Annotated in this window: 12 protein-coding genes and 1 pseudogene; 9 read left to right on the top strand and 4 right to left on the bottom strand. The window is 47.3% G+C overall.

Annotation, left to right across the window (positions count from 1 at the left end; all coding sequences use genetic code 11):
• Positions 1–91: 91 nt before the first annotated feature.
• A complete protein-coding gene (locus E0698_RS01910) occupies positions 92–904 on the top strand; it encodes a DUF3891 family protein (protein WP_134909907.1) in 813 nt (270 codons plus the stop codon).
• 116 nt (positions 905–1,020) lie between these two features.
• Here the strand turns inward: E0698_RS01910 and E0698_RS01905 are convergent, their stop codons facing one another.
• Complete coding sequence (locus E0698_RS01905; RefSeq protein WP_187644830.1) at positions 1,021–1,158, bottom strand: hypothetical protein; 138 nt, start codon at positions 1,156–1,158, stop codon at positions 1,021–1,023.
• A gap of 256 nt (positions 1,159–1,414) precedes the next feature.
• On the opposite strand from E0698_RS01905, the gene E0698_RS01900 reads away from it, so the two are divergent.
• The 7 genes from E0698_RS01900 (at position 1,415) to E0698_RS01870 (ending at position 11,312) form a co-directional block, all read left to right on the top strand.
• On the top strand, positions 1,415–2,560 hold the full coding sequence (locus E0698_RS01900; protein ID WP_192510444.1) for a glucose-1-phosphate adenylyltransferase: 1,146 nt from the start codon (positions 1,415–1,417) through the stop codon (positions 2,558–2,560).
• Positions 2,561–2,583: 23 nt separating this feature from the next.
• Positions 2,584–3,687, top strand: a complete 1,104-nt coding sequence (gene glgD, locus E0698_RS01895; RefSeq protein ID WP_192510443.1) for a glucose-1-phosphate adenylyltransferase subunit GlgD — start codon at positions 2,584–2,586, stop codon at positions 3,685–3,687.
• A gap of 46 nt (positions 3,688–3,733) precedes the next feature.
• Complete coding sequence (locus E0698_RS01890) at positions 3,734–6,187, top strand: glycogen/starch/alpha-glucan phosphorylase (RefSeq protein ID WP_192510442.1); 2,454 nt, start codon at positions 3,734–3,736, stop codon at positions 6,185–6,187.
• Between the two features lie 191 nt (positions 6,188–6,378).
• Entirely contained in the window at positions 6,379–6,930 is a 552-nt protein-coding gene (locus E0698_RS01885; protein ID WP_189338209.1) for a DUF2062 domain-containing protein, read from the top strand.
• A 133-nt stretch (positions 6,931–7,063) separates the two neighbouring features.
• Positions 7,064–7,303 (top strand): hypothetical protein, encoded by a 240-nt coding sequence (locus tag E0698_RS01880; protein WP_192510441.1) that lies wholly within the window; start codon positions 7,064–7,066, stop codon positions 7,301–7,303.
• Positions 7,304–7,326: 23 nt separating this feature from the next.
• Complete coding sequence (locus tag E0698_RS01875) at positions 7,327–10,002, top strand: YhgE/Pip domain-containing protein (RefSeq protein ID WP_192510440.1); 2,676 nt, start codon at positions 7,327–7,329, stop codon at positions 10,000–10,002.
• A gap of 335 nt (positions 10,003–10,337) precedes the next feature.
• Positions 10,338–11,312: an aldo/keto reductase gene (locus E0698_RS01870; protein ID WP_192510439.1), complete on the top strand. Its 975-nt coding sequence runs from the start codon at positions 10,338–10,340 to the stop codon at positions 11,310–11,312.
• Between the two features lie 207 nt (positions 11,313–11,519).
• Here E0698_RS01870 and E0698_RS01865 read toward each other — a convergent pair whose 3' ends face one another.
• Complete coding sequence (locus E0698_RS01865) at positions 11,520–12,500, bottom strand: DMT family transporter (RefSeq protein WP_192510438.1); 981 nt, start codon at positions 12,498–12,500, stop codon at positions 11,520–11,522.
• A 193-nt stretch (positions 12,501–12,693) separates the two neighbouring features.
• Here E0698_RS01865 and E0698_RS01860 point away from each other — a divergent pair, with 193 nt between their 5' ends.
• Positions 12,694–13,905, top strand: coding sequence for a GTP-binding protein (locus E0698_RS01860; protein ID WP_192510437.1), 1,212 nt, complete (start codon positions 12,694–12,696; stop codon positions 13,903–13,905).
• A 40-nt stretch (positions 13,906–13,945) separates the two neighbouring features.
• Here E0698_RS01860 and E0698_RS01855 read toward each other — a convergent pair.
• Positions 13,946–14,814: pseudogene (locus E0698_RS01855) on the bottom strand (LysR family transcriptional regulator).
• Between the two features lie 96 nt (positions 14,815–14,910).
• On the bottom strand, positions 14,911–15,562 hold a 652-nt coding region (locus E0698_RS01850; RefSeq protein WP_192510435.1), incomplete at its 5' end, for an IS256 family transposase.

Genomic DNA, 15,562 nt, shown 5'->3' with positions numbered 1-15,562 from the left:
TCCTGATATAATAAACGTAAGCATAACCATGGCCTTCGATCAGAGAGTTTGTACACAATCACACGAATCGCCGAACGGAAGGGGAGAGCATATGGTTATTTATGAAACGGACCAAGCTTATATCATGACGACGCAGCATGACCATGCCCATATTTCAGGTGAGTTGGCTTCACAATGGGAAGAGAGTGCCTTTAAGAATAGACGTCATAAGCAGGATTTTGTATATGCAGCAAGGGAGCATGATCGGGGTTGGATACAGTTAGACGCTGCTCCTTTCTGGAATGATCATGTGTCTGCACCTTATACGTTTATTGATTTTCCGCTCAGTCCACGTTTTGTTTTCTATCATCTTGGGATTGATGAAGTCGAACAAGGAAATACGTATGCGGCGTTGCTGTGCAGCTTGATGTACAAGGAGCTAGTCGGACGGACCGAGCATCAAAACGCTCAGGACAAGCAGATTACGCATGTTTATCAGGAGGCAGAGGAACAGCGTCGGCAGAGGCTCAAACAGGAGCTGGCATGTGGCGTAACTTTCGAACATCAAGTGCGGACGGATGTACGGAGAATGTTGTTTTGCGACGAATTGAGTCTGTTTCTGTGCAGCCGTGAGCCGGGTACACCTGCTGCAGATTATGAATGGTTTGCTGACGGATTGAGCTTTCCGGCGGTTCGCCATGAAAGCGGGCGAGTTCGGGCAGAGTGGTTATCGGATCAGACTGTAGGTCTTTCCTTTTTTCCTTTCAAGGGCAAGGTAGAGATTACTCATACCTTTAAGAAGGTGGACAAAGAGAAAATTCGTACCTTTGGTCTCCTAGAAGCCTACCGTTCCTCCGAATGGAAGCATCGAACCTTTACCATTGAACATATCATGGAAATAGAAGAACACAAGGAGAATGCCTGACCGTCTACTGATACAGCCTCGAACAGATATATTGTTCGTGGATGCAGAGAAAAGTCAGAGCAGAGCCTCCCTGAACAATGATTCAGAGAGGCTCGCTTTTTTCTTGCTTTAACATTTTACGATTTTGCAGATGTTTTTGCACGGTTGACAATAGTCTGTACCTTATTCAGTACCTTATCGCGTGCCCCTTTATTTTTCATCAGATACGTAACACCCATTCCTAATACTGCTACCACCCATTTTTTATTCTTCATGAATAACGCCTCCTTATGATCATGTTGTCATACACAAATGCTTTAAAAGCATCCAAAATGTGAAAAGATGAACGGGATTTTACGATTTAGTGATTCCTTGCGCCCGTTCCGCATAACTATGATTTTACCCTTTCCATCAAATCTTACCCGTTCCTTCGGCTATGAAACGATTACGACTGCCCATTCACGTTTAATGGATATTATCAAGTATCCTGCCGCAATTGCTTCAGATGCACATGACAGGGAGGTCTTTGTTATGAGAAAGAAGGAAGTAGTTGCCATGCTGCTCGCCGGCGGACAAGGCAAAAGACTCAAAGGACTGACCCGTACACTTGCCAAACCGGCTGTATTTTTTGGAGGAACCTACCGCATCATTGATTTTCCCCTCAGCAATTGCACTCATTCCGGTATTGATACCGTGGGCGTGCTGACCCAATATGAACCGCTGGTGCTTCATTCCTATATCGGTATCGGCAGCGACTGGGATTTGGACCGCCTGGACGGAGGAGTTTTCGTTTTGCCTCCCCACGAGAAGGAGAATGGAAACAATTGGTATCGAGGTACGGCGGATGCTATTTATCGGAACCTCCATTTTTTGGATCAATATGACCCGGAGCATGTACTCATTTTGTCTGGAGATCACATCTATAAAATGGATTACAGTCGCATGCTCGATTATCACAAGGAAAAGGGAGCAGACTGCACCATTTCCGTCATCGACGTCACAATTCAGGAAGCCAAACGTTTCGGGATTCTGAACGCCGATGATGATCTGAAAATATACGACTTTGAGGAAAAGCCGGAACAGCCAAAAAGCACGCTGGCCTCCATGGGCATTTATTTGTTCAAATGGGAGGTGCTGCGCCGATATCTGCTGGAGAGCGCGAGTGATTCTGAATCCTCGCATGATTTTGGCAAGGATATCATTCCGTTGCTGCTCCAGCATGGGCGGTCGCTGTATGCGTATCCGTTTGCCGGGTACTGGAAGGATGTAGGCACGATTCAGAGCTTGTGGGAGTCCAACATGGATCTGCTGGCTCAAGACCCGCCTCTGGATCTGAACGACCCTTTCTGGCGCATCTATACCCGTAGCCCCAATCAACCGGCCCAGTATATAACCCAACGGGCGATTCTGAAAAACAGCATCGTGAATGAAGGCTGCGTGGTGGACGGAGAGGTCAGGCATTCCGTGCTATTTTACGGAGTTGAGGTAGGAGAAGGGAGTGTTATTACCGATTCTGTCATTATGCCAAACGTCAAAATTGGTCGCAATGTTCGCATTCACCGGGCCATCGTGAGCGAAAACATAATTATTGAAGACAACGCGGTCATCGGATCTGAGGGCAGTTCGGATGAAATTGTTTTGTTCGATCAGGAAAGTCAGCTTCATGCACGAATATAACCCGGATAAGGACGGTGTCCGCTATGAGCCGACTCATTGGAGTCATCAACCTGGATCACGAACTGGATCAGTTGAAGGAGTTGACCTATTTCCGGTGCGGGGCCGCAGTACCCTTTGCCAGTCGATATCGGCTCATTGATTTTACCTTATCTAACATGATGCATGCAGGGGTGCATGATATTGCACTGTTCATCCGTCGCAAATACCGTTCGCTTTTGGATCATCTGGGTGAAGGACGGCCTTGGGATCTGGACCGCAGACGGGGCGGATTGTTCATTTTACCACCGGACTGGAATGATCCGACGGATGCATCACTTGGAGATTTGCAGCATGTACACAACAATCTGGACTTTTTTCATCGTTCATCGGGTCAGACCATTGTTCACGCCGGAACGCAGCATGTCAACAAGGTTGATATTGAGGATGTATACCGTTACCATCGGGAGAAGAATGCGGACGTCACCCTTGTGTACAAAGCAATAGATCAGCTCGAATCTGAGCACGCTCCCTGTGTTCGACTGGAGATTGATGAGGACGGACGGGTGACGGGCATTCATCAGGAGCAGGATCATCATAATATTTATCTGGAAATTTTCGTCATGGACAAAAGCCTGTATCTTGATCAGGTGAAGCATTGCATTGCTCATCAGGATAACCATTTTTTCCGGGATGCCATTCAGAAAAACCCTAGTGGTCTGCGCATTTATGCATATCCCTATGAAGGCTATCATGCCGTGATTAATTCTATTGAGAGTTACTATAAAAACAGCATGAAGCTGCTGGATCAGCAGCAGTATCAAGCGCTGTTCCAGAATCAGCCGGTGCATACGAAAATCAAATATGAAGCCCCAACCCGTTATACGGACACTGCCGAGGTGGATCATTCGCTTATCGCCAACGGCTGCACGATTGGGGGCAAGGTGGAGAACAGCATCCTTTTTCGCGGGGTACGGGTGGAGGAGGGCGCACGGGTAAGCAACTCGATCATTATGCAGAAATGTGTGATCCGTAAAGGCGCAGTGGTGGAGAATGTGATTTTGGATAAGGATGTGCAGCTTTCACCGGATCGTACTCTGATTGGAGACACCAGAGTACCCTATGTCATTGCCAAAAATAGCGTGATTTAAAAATATAATTGAGCATTTAAAACGGAAATAACAGGAGGTCACACCTTTGTTCAGCAATAAAGAAGCATTTAAGCAGGCTTTTCGAGAGCAACTGGTCGGAAGGTTGGGCAAGACGATGCAGGAAGCTCAGGCGGAAGACATATACAAGGTTTTGGGCGGTATGATCCGCGAACAAGTCGGCAGAAATTGGGCGGAAACGAACCAAGCCTATAAAGAAGGACAAGAGAAGCAGGTCTATTACTTTTCACTGGAATTTTTGATAGGCCGTCTGCTGGGCAGCAATTTGCTGAATTTGGGCGTGCTGGATATGGTCCGGCAGGCACTGGGAGAGCTGGGCTGGGATCTGGAAGAGATTGAAGAACAGGAGGCAGACGCGGGGCTGGGCAATGGCGGTCTCGGCCGTCTGGCGGCTTGCTTCATGGATTCGCTGGCATCCCTTGGCTATGCAGGACATGGCTGCGGCATCCGTTACAAGTATGGCCTGTTCGAGCAGCGTATTGTGGACGGAAACCAGGTGGAGTTGCCTGATTACTGGCTGCAAAAAGGGAACGTCTGGGAGGAGCGCCGCCCCGACAAGAAGGTCGAGGTTCAGTTCTGGGGACGTGTGGAAACTCGGGAGGAGAACGGTCGTCTTGTATTCGAGACGCAGGATGCCGAAACGGTCTGGGCAGTTCCGTACGATATTCCGCTTGTGGGCTACGGACATGCGCAGGTGAATACGCTGCGGATCTGGAGTGCGGAATCGGCGCTTGATCCTGTCCGAGGGCCGATTCGAGGCGAAGGCGGTTACTACCGCTTTCTTGACTACAATCGTTCGGTAGAATCCATTTCGGCGTTTCTGTACCCGGACGATTCGAATTATGAGGGCAAGCTGCTTCGCTTGAAGCAGCAGTATTTCCTCTGCTCGGCCGGCTTGCAAAGTATTTTGCGGACGTTTGAGAAGCTTCGGTTGCCCTACAGCCAGTTGCCTGACAAAATAGCACTCCATATTAACGATACACATCCGACGCTCGTAATACCGGAGCTTATGCGTATTTTGATGGACGTGAAGGGCTTGGGCTGGGATGAAGCGTGGGATATTACGACGCGGACGGTTTCGTATACGAATCATACGATATTGAGCGAGGCGCTGGAGCAATGGCCCGTCAATATGGTGCGGGAGCTGCTTCCGCGAGTTTCTCTTATCATTGAAGAGATTAACAAGCGTTATTGTGCAATGCTGCTGGAGCGTTATCCGGGACAGGACATCAAAATTGGTGAAATGGCGATTATTCATGGTGAGCAAATTCGCATGGCCCATCTGGCGATTGTCGGCAGCTACAGCGTTAACGGAGTGGCTGCGCTGCACACGCAAATTTTAAAGGAGCGGGAAATGAAGCCGTTTCACGAGCTGTACCCCGGCCGTTTTAACAATAAAACGAACGGAATTGCCCATCGCCGCTGGCTCATGCACGCGAATCCCGAGCTGGCAAGCTTGTATGATGAAACGATAGGCACACGCTGGAGAACCCATCCACGCGAGCTGATCGATCTGCTTCGTTACAGCGGGGACGAGTCGTTCAAGGAGCGGATACAGGCGATTAAGCGAAGTAATAAAGTCAGGCTCGCCGAGCATGTTTTTGCTAAACAGGGCGTGCGACTGGATACGTCCTCAATTTTTGATGTACAGGTCAAACGATTGCATGGATACAAGCGACAACTGCTTAATATTTTACATGTGATGAATGTTTACAACCAGCTCAAGCATAATCCTTCTCTGGATGTGGTACCGCGTACGTTTATTTTTGGGGCTAAAGCTGCTCCCGGCTATTATCTTGCCAAGCAGACGATTAAGCTCATTAACAACGTGGCGGACACGATCAATCGGGATGTGGATGTTAGGGACAAGCTGAAAGTCGTTTTTCTGGAAAATTATTCGGTTTCATTGGCCGAGCTGATTATTCCTGCGGCGGATGTCAGCGAGCAGATTTCCACAGCAGGTAAGGAAGCCTCAGGCACCGGGAACATGAAATTTATGATGAATGGTGCACTCACCCTAGGCACGTTGGACGGAGCCAATGTAGAAATGCATGAAATGGTGGGCGACGCCAATATGTTCATTTTCGGACTGAAGGTGGATCAAATCGAGGCGTATTACCGGGACGGACAATATTCAGCACGCAAAACAGCCAACAGTGACGAAAGACTGCGTGAAGTGCTGGATCAACTGGTGAACGACGCTCCTTTTACGCGGCATGAACGGGAGTTTGAGGCTATTTATCAATCCCTGATTGATCATAATGATGAATACTTTGTGCTCAAGGACTTTGCCGCATATGTAGATACTCAGGTGCAGATCGAGCAGGTGTACCGGAATCCGTCCGAGTGGACGCAGCGTGCCATTGTAAACATGGCGCATGCCGGCAAGTTTTCCAGTGATTGCACAATTCAGCAGTACGCGGCCGATATTTGGAACATTGTACCTCTCCAAAACGATGTCAACATGCGAATCTTGTCCTAATACGGCGAAACAGGCGGAATGGCATTGCTTTTCGAACGCTGAGGGTTATAATGACAGTATAGACATAAGTAAGGATGGGTAGCTGTATAACCTCATTCCTGAACTTGAATTGTACTGTTGAAGGAGTCCTCCTATTGATAAAGCTCAATCCGAACAGGCTCAAACCTAACCAATCAAAGAAGAAATATAATATGTTTCAAAATATATGGCGGGCAATTCGCCTGAATTTCATCAAGCTGTTGCGTGCGCCGGGTGGAGTGAAGAAAATCTCTCTGGGCTTTGCCATCGGCTTCGCTCTGGAGATGATTGTCATCTCCACGGCTTCACTGGTGTATCTCGTGTTTTACCCGGTTGTTCGGTTGTCCGGCGGTTCGCTGCCTGCGGCAATTGTGGGCAACGTTGTAGGTAAGCTGACCTTTTTGCCAATTGTGCTGATGCCGTTCGCCAAGCAACTGGGAGCTTGGATTTATCCGTCCCATTACCCGGTACATGTACGGGGAGGCAGGCTCCACGAGCATTCCTTTATGGAGCTGTTTCATGGCAATTGGTCTGTATTCAGAGACCTGCTACATGGAGGACTGCATATTCTGATCGGCATGTCGATTTTTGGCGTGGTCCTAGGGATTATTTCGTATTTTGTCATTCAATTTCTGTATAACCGTTCGCTGCACAAACGGCTGGAAAAGCGGAAACTGCGTCACGGCGCAGCCTTTTCAGGGGCCAGATTATTAAAAAACGGATAACGTAGCGATAAAGAAGCTCCTTGAGCCTATGAATTAGGTCTGAGGGGCTTCTTTTAGTTAGGATTGGGATTTTTCTGGCTGGAGGCTTTAGAGGTGATCAACAGTGAATCAATGAAAAAAAAGGGATTCTGTCATGGAAACAGCCACCGTTATATCGCTGCTTTTGGGATGGGCTCCAATTGAAGGAGAACTCCAAAACTATTGGGTACTGTGGGGGAGTGACCAAAGTCTCTATATTGATCTTGATCTTGAGCTTGGCATGGATTGGAACGGGGACAAGGATTTTGCCAAGGCGTTCGCTTTCACAATAATTGGCTTCATTCGCTCGAATCGTTTACAATACGTGTGCATACAACACTGGACGACAGGTTAATGTACATACAAGGAGTGGTGAAGTTGCGGAAGATATGGCAAATCTACTTAACAGACTGGAAAAATGTATTCAAAGTATCAACCGGGACTTTATTGGTCATAGGTATCATTCTTTTGCCTTCCGTCTATGCATGGGTAAATTTGAAAGCAATGTGGGACCCTTATGCGAATACATCTGGTATTAAAATCGCAGTAACGAGTCAGGATCAGGGCACTGAGGTGAACGGAAAGAAGATTAATATCGGTGACGAGGTTTTGCATAATCTTCAAAATAACAAGAAATTAGGCTGGACCTTTGTCAATGAAGCGGAAGCGCGAAAAGGTGTGCTGAACGGAGATTATTACGCAAGCCTGCTCATTCCAAAGGATTTCTCCGAAAAAATTACGAGCGTGCTCACGGAAAATCCGCAAAAGCCGGAGATTGATTACGCCGTCAATGAAAAAATCAATGCGGTTGCTCCCAAAATTACTTCTTCTGGAGCAACCGCTCTGACGAATCAGATTAGTCAAAACTTTATTGAAACCGCCAGTCAGGCTGTGCTGACCAAATTGAAGGAAGCCGGGGTGAAGCTGGAGGAGGAATTGCCGACCATTCGCAATATTGAGAACCGGGTGCTGGAGTTGAACAACCGATTGCCGGATATCGACAGATTAGGAAAGCAGGCTATCGAACTGGAACAGAATTTGCCGAAAATTAAGGCACAGGGACAAAAGATCATTGCATTAAAGGAGAAAATTCCTGAAATTAACCGCGCTGGCGAACTGGTGCTGAAAATTGAAAAAAACTTGCCCGAGCTGGACAAGGTGGCGGCGGTTATTTTAGATATACAAAAAAGGCTGCCGGACATTCAAAAGGCAGGGGATCGGATCGTGGAGCTGGACCAAAATTTCGGTAAGGTAGAAAGCGCATTGGCTACGGCTTTGGAGGATACACAAACGGCGCTCAAGGTCATTAATGCCGCACAAAAATCGTTGCCGGAAGTACAAAAAATTGCGGATACTGGCAAGGATTTTACAAACGGATTACTTGATTTTCTGGATAAAAATGATGGTGCGCTGGATTCAATCGGCACGGTGGTCAAAGAGGATTTACAGTTGGTACAGCAAATGGCGAATGGAGTTTCGGAGATCACAGGAATCATCCGTGGTGTTGACTTTGATCCTAAAGCAGCACAGGCTGCGGTGAATCGGGTTAGCGGAAGACTGACCACTGCCGTGGGAGTGCTGGATCGTATTTCTCAGTTGTTGACCCGTGTTAACGGATATTTGCCGAGTCAGCCGCTGGATTCGCTTATTTCCCGTGTGAGTGGGGTAGAGGATCGATTCCGTCGCTTGAACAGCACGGTTACCAGCATCGGTGATGCCATTCAGCGCGGCGAGAAGCCTGCACAAAATCTGCTGGATGACGCAGACCGCCTTGCTGGAGAAATCAGCAGCGGGATGGACAGCATTTTGGGCAATTATGATACGGAATATGAACCAGCCATTCAAAAGGCGCTGGATCAAATCAAGACCGTTGCCCGCAATTCTGCGAATGTGCTGAATACGGCCCAAGAGCAGCTACCGAATATTGAAAAAATATTAAACGATGCTCAGGCTGCCGCACAATTTGGTCAGGAAGAACTGACTCGACTTCAGCAGGACCTGCCACAATATCGGCAAAAGCTGCATGAAGCGGCTACGACGATTCAGGGCCGCATGAGCGAATTTACGAATGCCGTAAACAAGGCAGCGGACTTCGTAAATAACGATTTGCCTGGGGTTAAAAGCAAAATTCATCAGGCGGCGAATTTTGTACGTAACGATTTGCCGAAAGCGGAGCAGCAGTTTGTCAAAATGGCTGACCTGATTGAGAACAAGTTTCCAGAGGCCGAACACGCGGTGCATCAGGTAGCCAACTTTGTAAGAACGGATCTTCCTGCGGCTGAGGATTCCATACGTCAGGCAGCGGACACGATTCGCAAGCTAAAAGGTGAAAATGCCCTCGGACGGGTCATTGCGCTGCTCAAGGGGGATGTGAAAAAGGAGAGCGATTTTCTCGGCAGTCCGGTGTCGTTGAAACAGGAGCGGATTTATCCGATTCCGAACTACGGTTCTGCGATGTCGCCTTTTTATACTACATTGTCCATTTGGGTAGGTGCGATGCTGCTGGTGTCGATGTTCAGGGTAGATGTGGAGGACCCGGAAGGTAAATATAAAAGCTACCAAGTGTACTTTGGGCGACTTATGACCTTCTCCACCATTGGTATATTTCAGGCGCTTAGTGTGTCGCTTGGTGACTTGTTTCTGCTCGGTGCGTATGTGGATGCCAAGGTGGCATTTGTACTGTCCTCCATGCTGATTAGTCTCGTGTTCACAGCCATGACCTATACACTGGTTTCGGTGTTTGGCAATATTGGTAAGGGGCTGGCGGTTATCTTGCTGGTGCTCCAGTTCTCCAGTTCAGGTGGCACGTTCCCGATTGCTACAAGCACGCCGTTTTTTCAAGCGCTGAATCCGTTTGTACCGTTCACCTATGCGGTTAGTCTGCTACGGGAAACGGTAGGAGGAATGCTGCCTTCGACGGTGACGCGGGATGTGGTAATGCTGTTTGTATTTATCGGGTTTTGCTTCCTGTTTGGATTAGTGCTTAAGAAGCCGCTCAGCAAGCATACGAAGAAGATGGCTGAGCGTGCGAAAGAGACGAAATTGATTCCTTGATTGTTAAAAAGAGAGAGAGTTACGGTGTGGGGGCGGCTCCGCGAAGGATTTGATCTTACGATCGCTCCGCTTCTACAGATTCAAATCCTCCGCTCCGCTGGGGCTACCACCGTAAAGTCACTTTCTTTTTAACATACGGCGGGTAGTATGAGGGGGGATGGCCTCGCGCTGACTGCTTCGGCAGGGTGTGGGGCTTTTTTGTTTGCGCTAAATAATACATTTCTATTTTAGGGTGTTTCAAGGTGGTGTTTTCTGGTGAATAAAGTGGGTATGGTCTTTTTTGGCAGGGGATTTTTACGAAATTTTAAAATTCTTAGGCAAAGGCGGGAGGTAGTATGGAATATTCATATTTGGGAAAGTCAGGCTTGCAGGTTAGTCGGTTGTGTCTGGGGACGATGAATTTTGGACCGGAAACCGAAGAAAAGGAAGCGTTTAAAATTATGGATGCCGCGCTGGATGCGGGCATTAACTTCTTTGATACAGCCAATGTGTACGGACAGGCCCGTAAAGGGTGGACGGAAGAAATTATTGGACGCTGGTTCCAGCAGGGTGGAGGAAGACGCGAGAAGGTCGTGCTTGCAACGAAGGTATACGGGGATATGAAAAATGAGAACGACGGTCCGAACGCAGGATCAGGCTTGTCAGCTTACAAAATTCGCCGTCATTTGGATGCTTCTCTGAAACGTTTGCAGACCGATCATATCGAGCTGTATCAGATGCATCATGTTGACCGAAATGTGTCATGGGATGAGCTGTGGGGCGTTTTTGAGTCGGTTGTGGACCGCGGGCAAGTTGACTATATCGGTTCCAGTAACTTTGCCGGCTGGCATATTGCTGTGGCGCAGGCCGAAGCGAAGGCACGCCGTTTTTTGGGGCTTGTATCCGAGCAGCATTTGTATAATCTGAACGAACGTTCCGCTGAGCTAGAGGTATTACCTGCGGCTCAGGAGCTGGGACTCGGCGTTATTCCATGGAGCCCGCTGGCTGGCGGGCTGCTGGGACGTAATGCATTGGCAGGCACCGGCTCACGCAGCGCACGTTCCAAGGAAAAGATTGAACAGAATCGTGGGAAGCTGGAGCAATTTTCAGCGTTGTCTCGCGAGCTGGGCGAAAAGGAAGACGTGATTGCGCTGGCTTGGGTATTGTCCCATCCGGCCGTAACGGCTCCGATTATCGGTCCACGGACATTGGAACAACTGGAGGATGCTCTCCGAGTGCCTGAGGTCAAATTGAGCGAGGATGTGCTTGCCAAGCTGAACGAAATTTTCCCTGGTCCCGGCAAACCTGCGCCGGAAGCCTACGCTTGGTAAGTTGAACCCTTTCTATTCAAGCATCATTCCTATTTAGGCATCATTCGTGGAAGCGAAGTGAGCATTGACGGTGAGTGCCAAGGTGACAAGGAAGCGAATCGCAAAAAAGCAGCAGAGCAGGAGTAGCCTCCTGAGTCTGCTGCTTTTTTACTAGATTGCCCTGTCAGAACCTGAAAAATAAGCGATCATGACCAGAATAATCCTGCGCTAAACGTGATCTGTCTTTTTGGGCATTATCCGAGGGATGATTTTCTTATCATGTGTAACATAACTGTGCAGAACCATGCCAAGAATAACGATGAACATACCTATCCATGATAAAAGAGAGGGAATCTGTATGGATAAAAAGATCAGTTCTCCCATTAATGCGAAAAGCACTTCCAGAGATTGTGTTGCTTCCACCGTTGCTAACTTTTGCATATTTCCCCGAACCTGATCTGTTGCTTTAAAAAACAGGACTGTAGCAATCACTCCTGAAAACACGGCCACCAAAGCGGATTGCAGCGTCTGCTCCTGACTCGGCATTCCCACGCTAAAAACCCCGTATAACGAAAGGAATAACCAGAACGGCAAACTGGCTAATGTCATCCCGAGAACACGTTGATAGGCATCCAATCGCCCTGCACAAACTTCCATCATTTTACGATTACCTAGTGGATAGGCAAATGAAGCGAGTACGACAGGCAGAATGCCGAATACAAAATCCTGGGTGGAAATGGATTGCGACTGTTCGAATTGCATGAGAATAATCCCAAGTAAAATAACCAAAGACATCATAAGTCCCTGAATGGGGATTTTTCCTCGTACTTTTAAAGGGCCATTTTCTGTTTGCACAATTTCAGAAAATAACGGAACAAGCAATGATCCGGAAATAATGGTAATTTGCCATGTTCCCGCGATCAGCCAGCCTGGTGAATAAGCCGATGCGAAACACAATGGAGCATAAAACAGTCCAAACCCGACGAAGCTCCATAAAACCCAGATCCCCGGTCGTTCTCTCAAGACGTTCCAAAGAGGTTTAAGCTTGCGCTGAGTCAAAACGATGACGAATAAAACGGGGAGCATAAACAGATAGCGCAAAGAAGCACTCCATATCCAGCTTCCGCCTGATAACTCCATTGACCGATTGAGAACAAATGTAAAAGCAAAAAAGAAAGCCGCCAATATACCGAGCCAGATTGATCGCAAAACATTCACCTTATTCTTTAAGTGTCGTTATTACCATATATTAATAACTTTTTATGATTCATTACAAGGGTTTCTTCGTAGTTGACAAGGCGAAAGGGATACTGTATATTACTGAATGCTAATGATAATAGTAATGATTACTATTTAAATGACATGAAGATAATGAGTTTATATTAAAGGGAGCGTACCACCAATGAATAAGAAAGTAATACCGGTAACGGTGCTGAGCGGATATTTGGGTGCAGGGAAAACAACGATTTTGAATCATGTGTTAAACAATTGGGACGGAATGAAAGTGGCCGTGATCGTCAATGACATGAGCGAAGTGAATATTGATGCCGAGCTGGTCAAAAAAGAGGGGGGCTTGTCCAGAACAGAAGAAAAGCTGGTCGAGCTGTCCAACGGCTGTATTTGCTGCACATTGCGCGAAGACCTGCTGCTGGAAGTCAAGAAGCTGGCGGAACAAGGCGAGTTTGATTATATTTTAATCGAATCCACAGGGATCAGTGAACCTGTACCTATCGCTCAAACCTTTACGTACGCCGATGAAGGGACAGGCATTGATTTGGCTTCCCTGGCAAAGCTCGATTGTATGGTGACCGTGGTCGATGCGAACCGTTTCTGGCATGATTTTGAATCGGGAGAAACGCTGCTGGATCGCAGGCAGGCTACGGGAGAAGACGACACGCGTGATATTTCGGACTTGCTGATTGACCAGATTGAAACCTGTGATGTACTGATTCTGAATAAATGCGATTTGGTTCAGCCTGCGGAGCTGGACAAACTTGAGGGCGTTCTGCGCAGATTGCAGCCTGAGGCCAGAATCATTCGTACTTCCAAGGGACAGGTCGCTCCTTCAGACATTTTGAACACGGGATTGTTTAACTTTGACAAGGCCAGCCAATCCGCCGGATGGATTCGTGAGCTGGAGCTGGAGAACCATACACCGGAAACGGACGAATATGGCATCAATTCCTTTGTATATCGCCGCAGAAGACCGTTCCATCCTGCCAGATTGGCTGAATTTATGAGCTACTGGCCGGAAGAAGTCGTTCGAGCCAAAGGATTGGCCTGGATCGCCTCCCCTCAGGATTGGGCGGCCAGTATCAGCCAGGCAGGTCCTTCCATTCAATTTGGCCCTGCTGGAAGCTGGCTGGCGGCGTTGTCCGAGGAAGAACGTCAGGAGATCGTCGCGGCTGATCCTGAGGCATTAGATAACTGGGATGAGCAGTGGGGCGACCGCATGAGCGAAATTGTCATGATCGGTATCGGAATGAATCAACCGGAGCTGGAAGAAGAGCTGGATGAATGTCTGCTAAACGATAGCGAAATGGACATGGACTGGTCCGGCTTTGAAAATCCGTTACCATGGCCGACAACGGATGAATCCTCGTCTATAAATTAAAAGGTGTATTTAATTTATAGAAAGAGGATGTAGTTTATTGTCACATGGACCTATTGATCCATTCAGCAATGAAGTCCATACATTTTTTGGCCGCTGGAGAAACATTTTTTAATGAAGCGGTAGCGATACCAATAGTGCGGGAATGTTTTCCTTCCAAAGGTCGAATAGAGATGTCATAAGGAATGTGAGATAAAATCATTTCAGGAAGAATGCTCACACCTAAGCCGTTCTGTACCATGGCCATAATGGCATGGTCATCTTCTAATTCATATTTGATTCTTGGTGAAATGTTATACTGTGAAAAAATATTTCGCACATCGGTGTCACAGCCTGCAACAGGCATAATGAAAGGCTCATCTATGAGCTGATCCACACGAATAGCGGCTTGTTCACCAAGAATATGATTGGAAGGAAGCAGGCAAAGCATTCTTTCTTCTTTTAGTGGTAGCGCCTCTAATGTGTCTAACGTGGGTAGGTTTACGAAGCCAAAATCAGCCTCGCCGCTGACTAACCAACTCTCAATTTCATGGTAGTTCCCATCGAGCAGTTTCATCTCAATGAGAGGAAACTGCTCGTTGAATTTTTTTATAATACGCGGCAGCCAATGAATAGATACACTTGAGAATGTACCTATTTTTACGGTTCCGATTTCCAATCCTTTAATTAAAGCTACCTCTTGATAGAGCTTTTCGTCCATTTGTATAATCTCTCTGAAGTGCTTCATTAATCTCTCTCCGTTGTTGGTCAATTTGATGCCTGAACGAGCCCTGACCAGGAGTGTTAACCCTATTTCATGTTCTAAAGCAGAAATGGCATGGCTGATTGCTGATTGTGTAAGATTTAGAACTTCCCCTGCCTTTGTGAAACTTCCCATTTCAATACGCTAAGAAAAACCTTATATTTAAACAACGTGTACTCACTCCTACCTTCTATGAAATATATTCTTCATGGGCAGCGTCAAGATTTTTGTGTAAATGAAATAACCTTTTCTTATGTAGATTGGCGTTACTCTTTTGTGGTGAACATGGCTAGCAGTTCTGCACGTGCTTGATCGAAGCCATTATGACAACGGGTAGCAAAACGTTGGTTGTAGCTTTCAAACTGGGAAACCAAGAACTTTTCTAATGCTTCTTCATGGGGGAATTGTTCTTTTCGGTTCGTGTATTTCTTGATTTGCTTGTTAAACGATTCGATCAGATTCGTTGAATACAGGCTTCTCCAGACCGATTTAGGAAAGCTGTAAAACGTAAAGATATAGGGATTTTCTTTCAGCGATTGAACCACTTTGGGGTAGCTGGTTTTCCACTTGTCACAGAAGGTGGTCAGGGCGGTTCTACCTGCTTTTTCATCCTCAGCGCGATACACAGATTTGAAGTCCTCACAGATCTCTGCTCGATCCGTCACACGAACTTTATGGGCGATGTTACGAGATAAATGAACACAGCAGGTCTGGTACTTCGCTTGAGGATAAACCTCCTGGATTGCATTCACAATACCTGTCAGTCCATCCGAGATAAAGAGGAGGATCTGTTCTGTGCCACGCTGTTTGATTTCCTGAAGCAGTTCTTTCCAAATATACGCCGATTCGGTCGGTGCAATAGCGTACGTAAGCACCTCTTTGGAGCCATCTTCACGAATGCCCACGGCAATATAAACG

The organism is Paenibacillus sp. 23TSA30-6 (assembly GCF_014858585.1).
In the GTDB taxonomy this organism is placed as follows: domain Bacteria; phylum Bacillota; class Bacilli; order Paenibacillales; family Paenibacillaceae; genus Paenibacillus.
The sequence above is the reverse complement of the archived record's forward strand: the minus strand, read 5'-3'. Positions and strand labels throughout refer to the sequence as shown.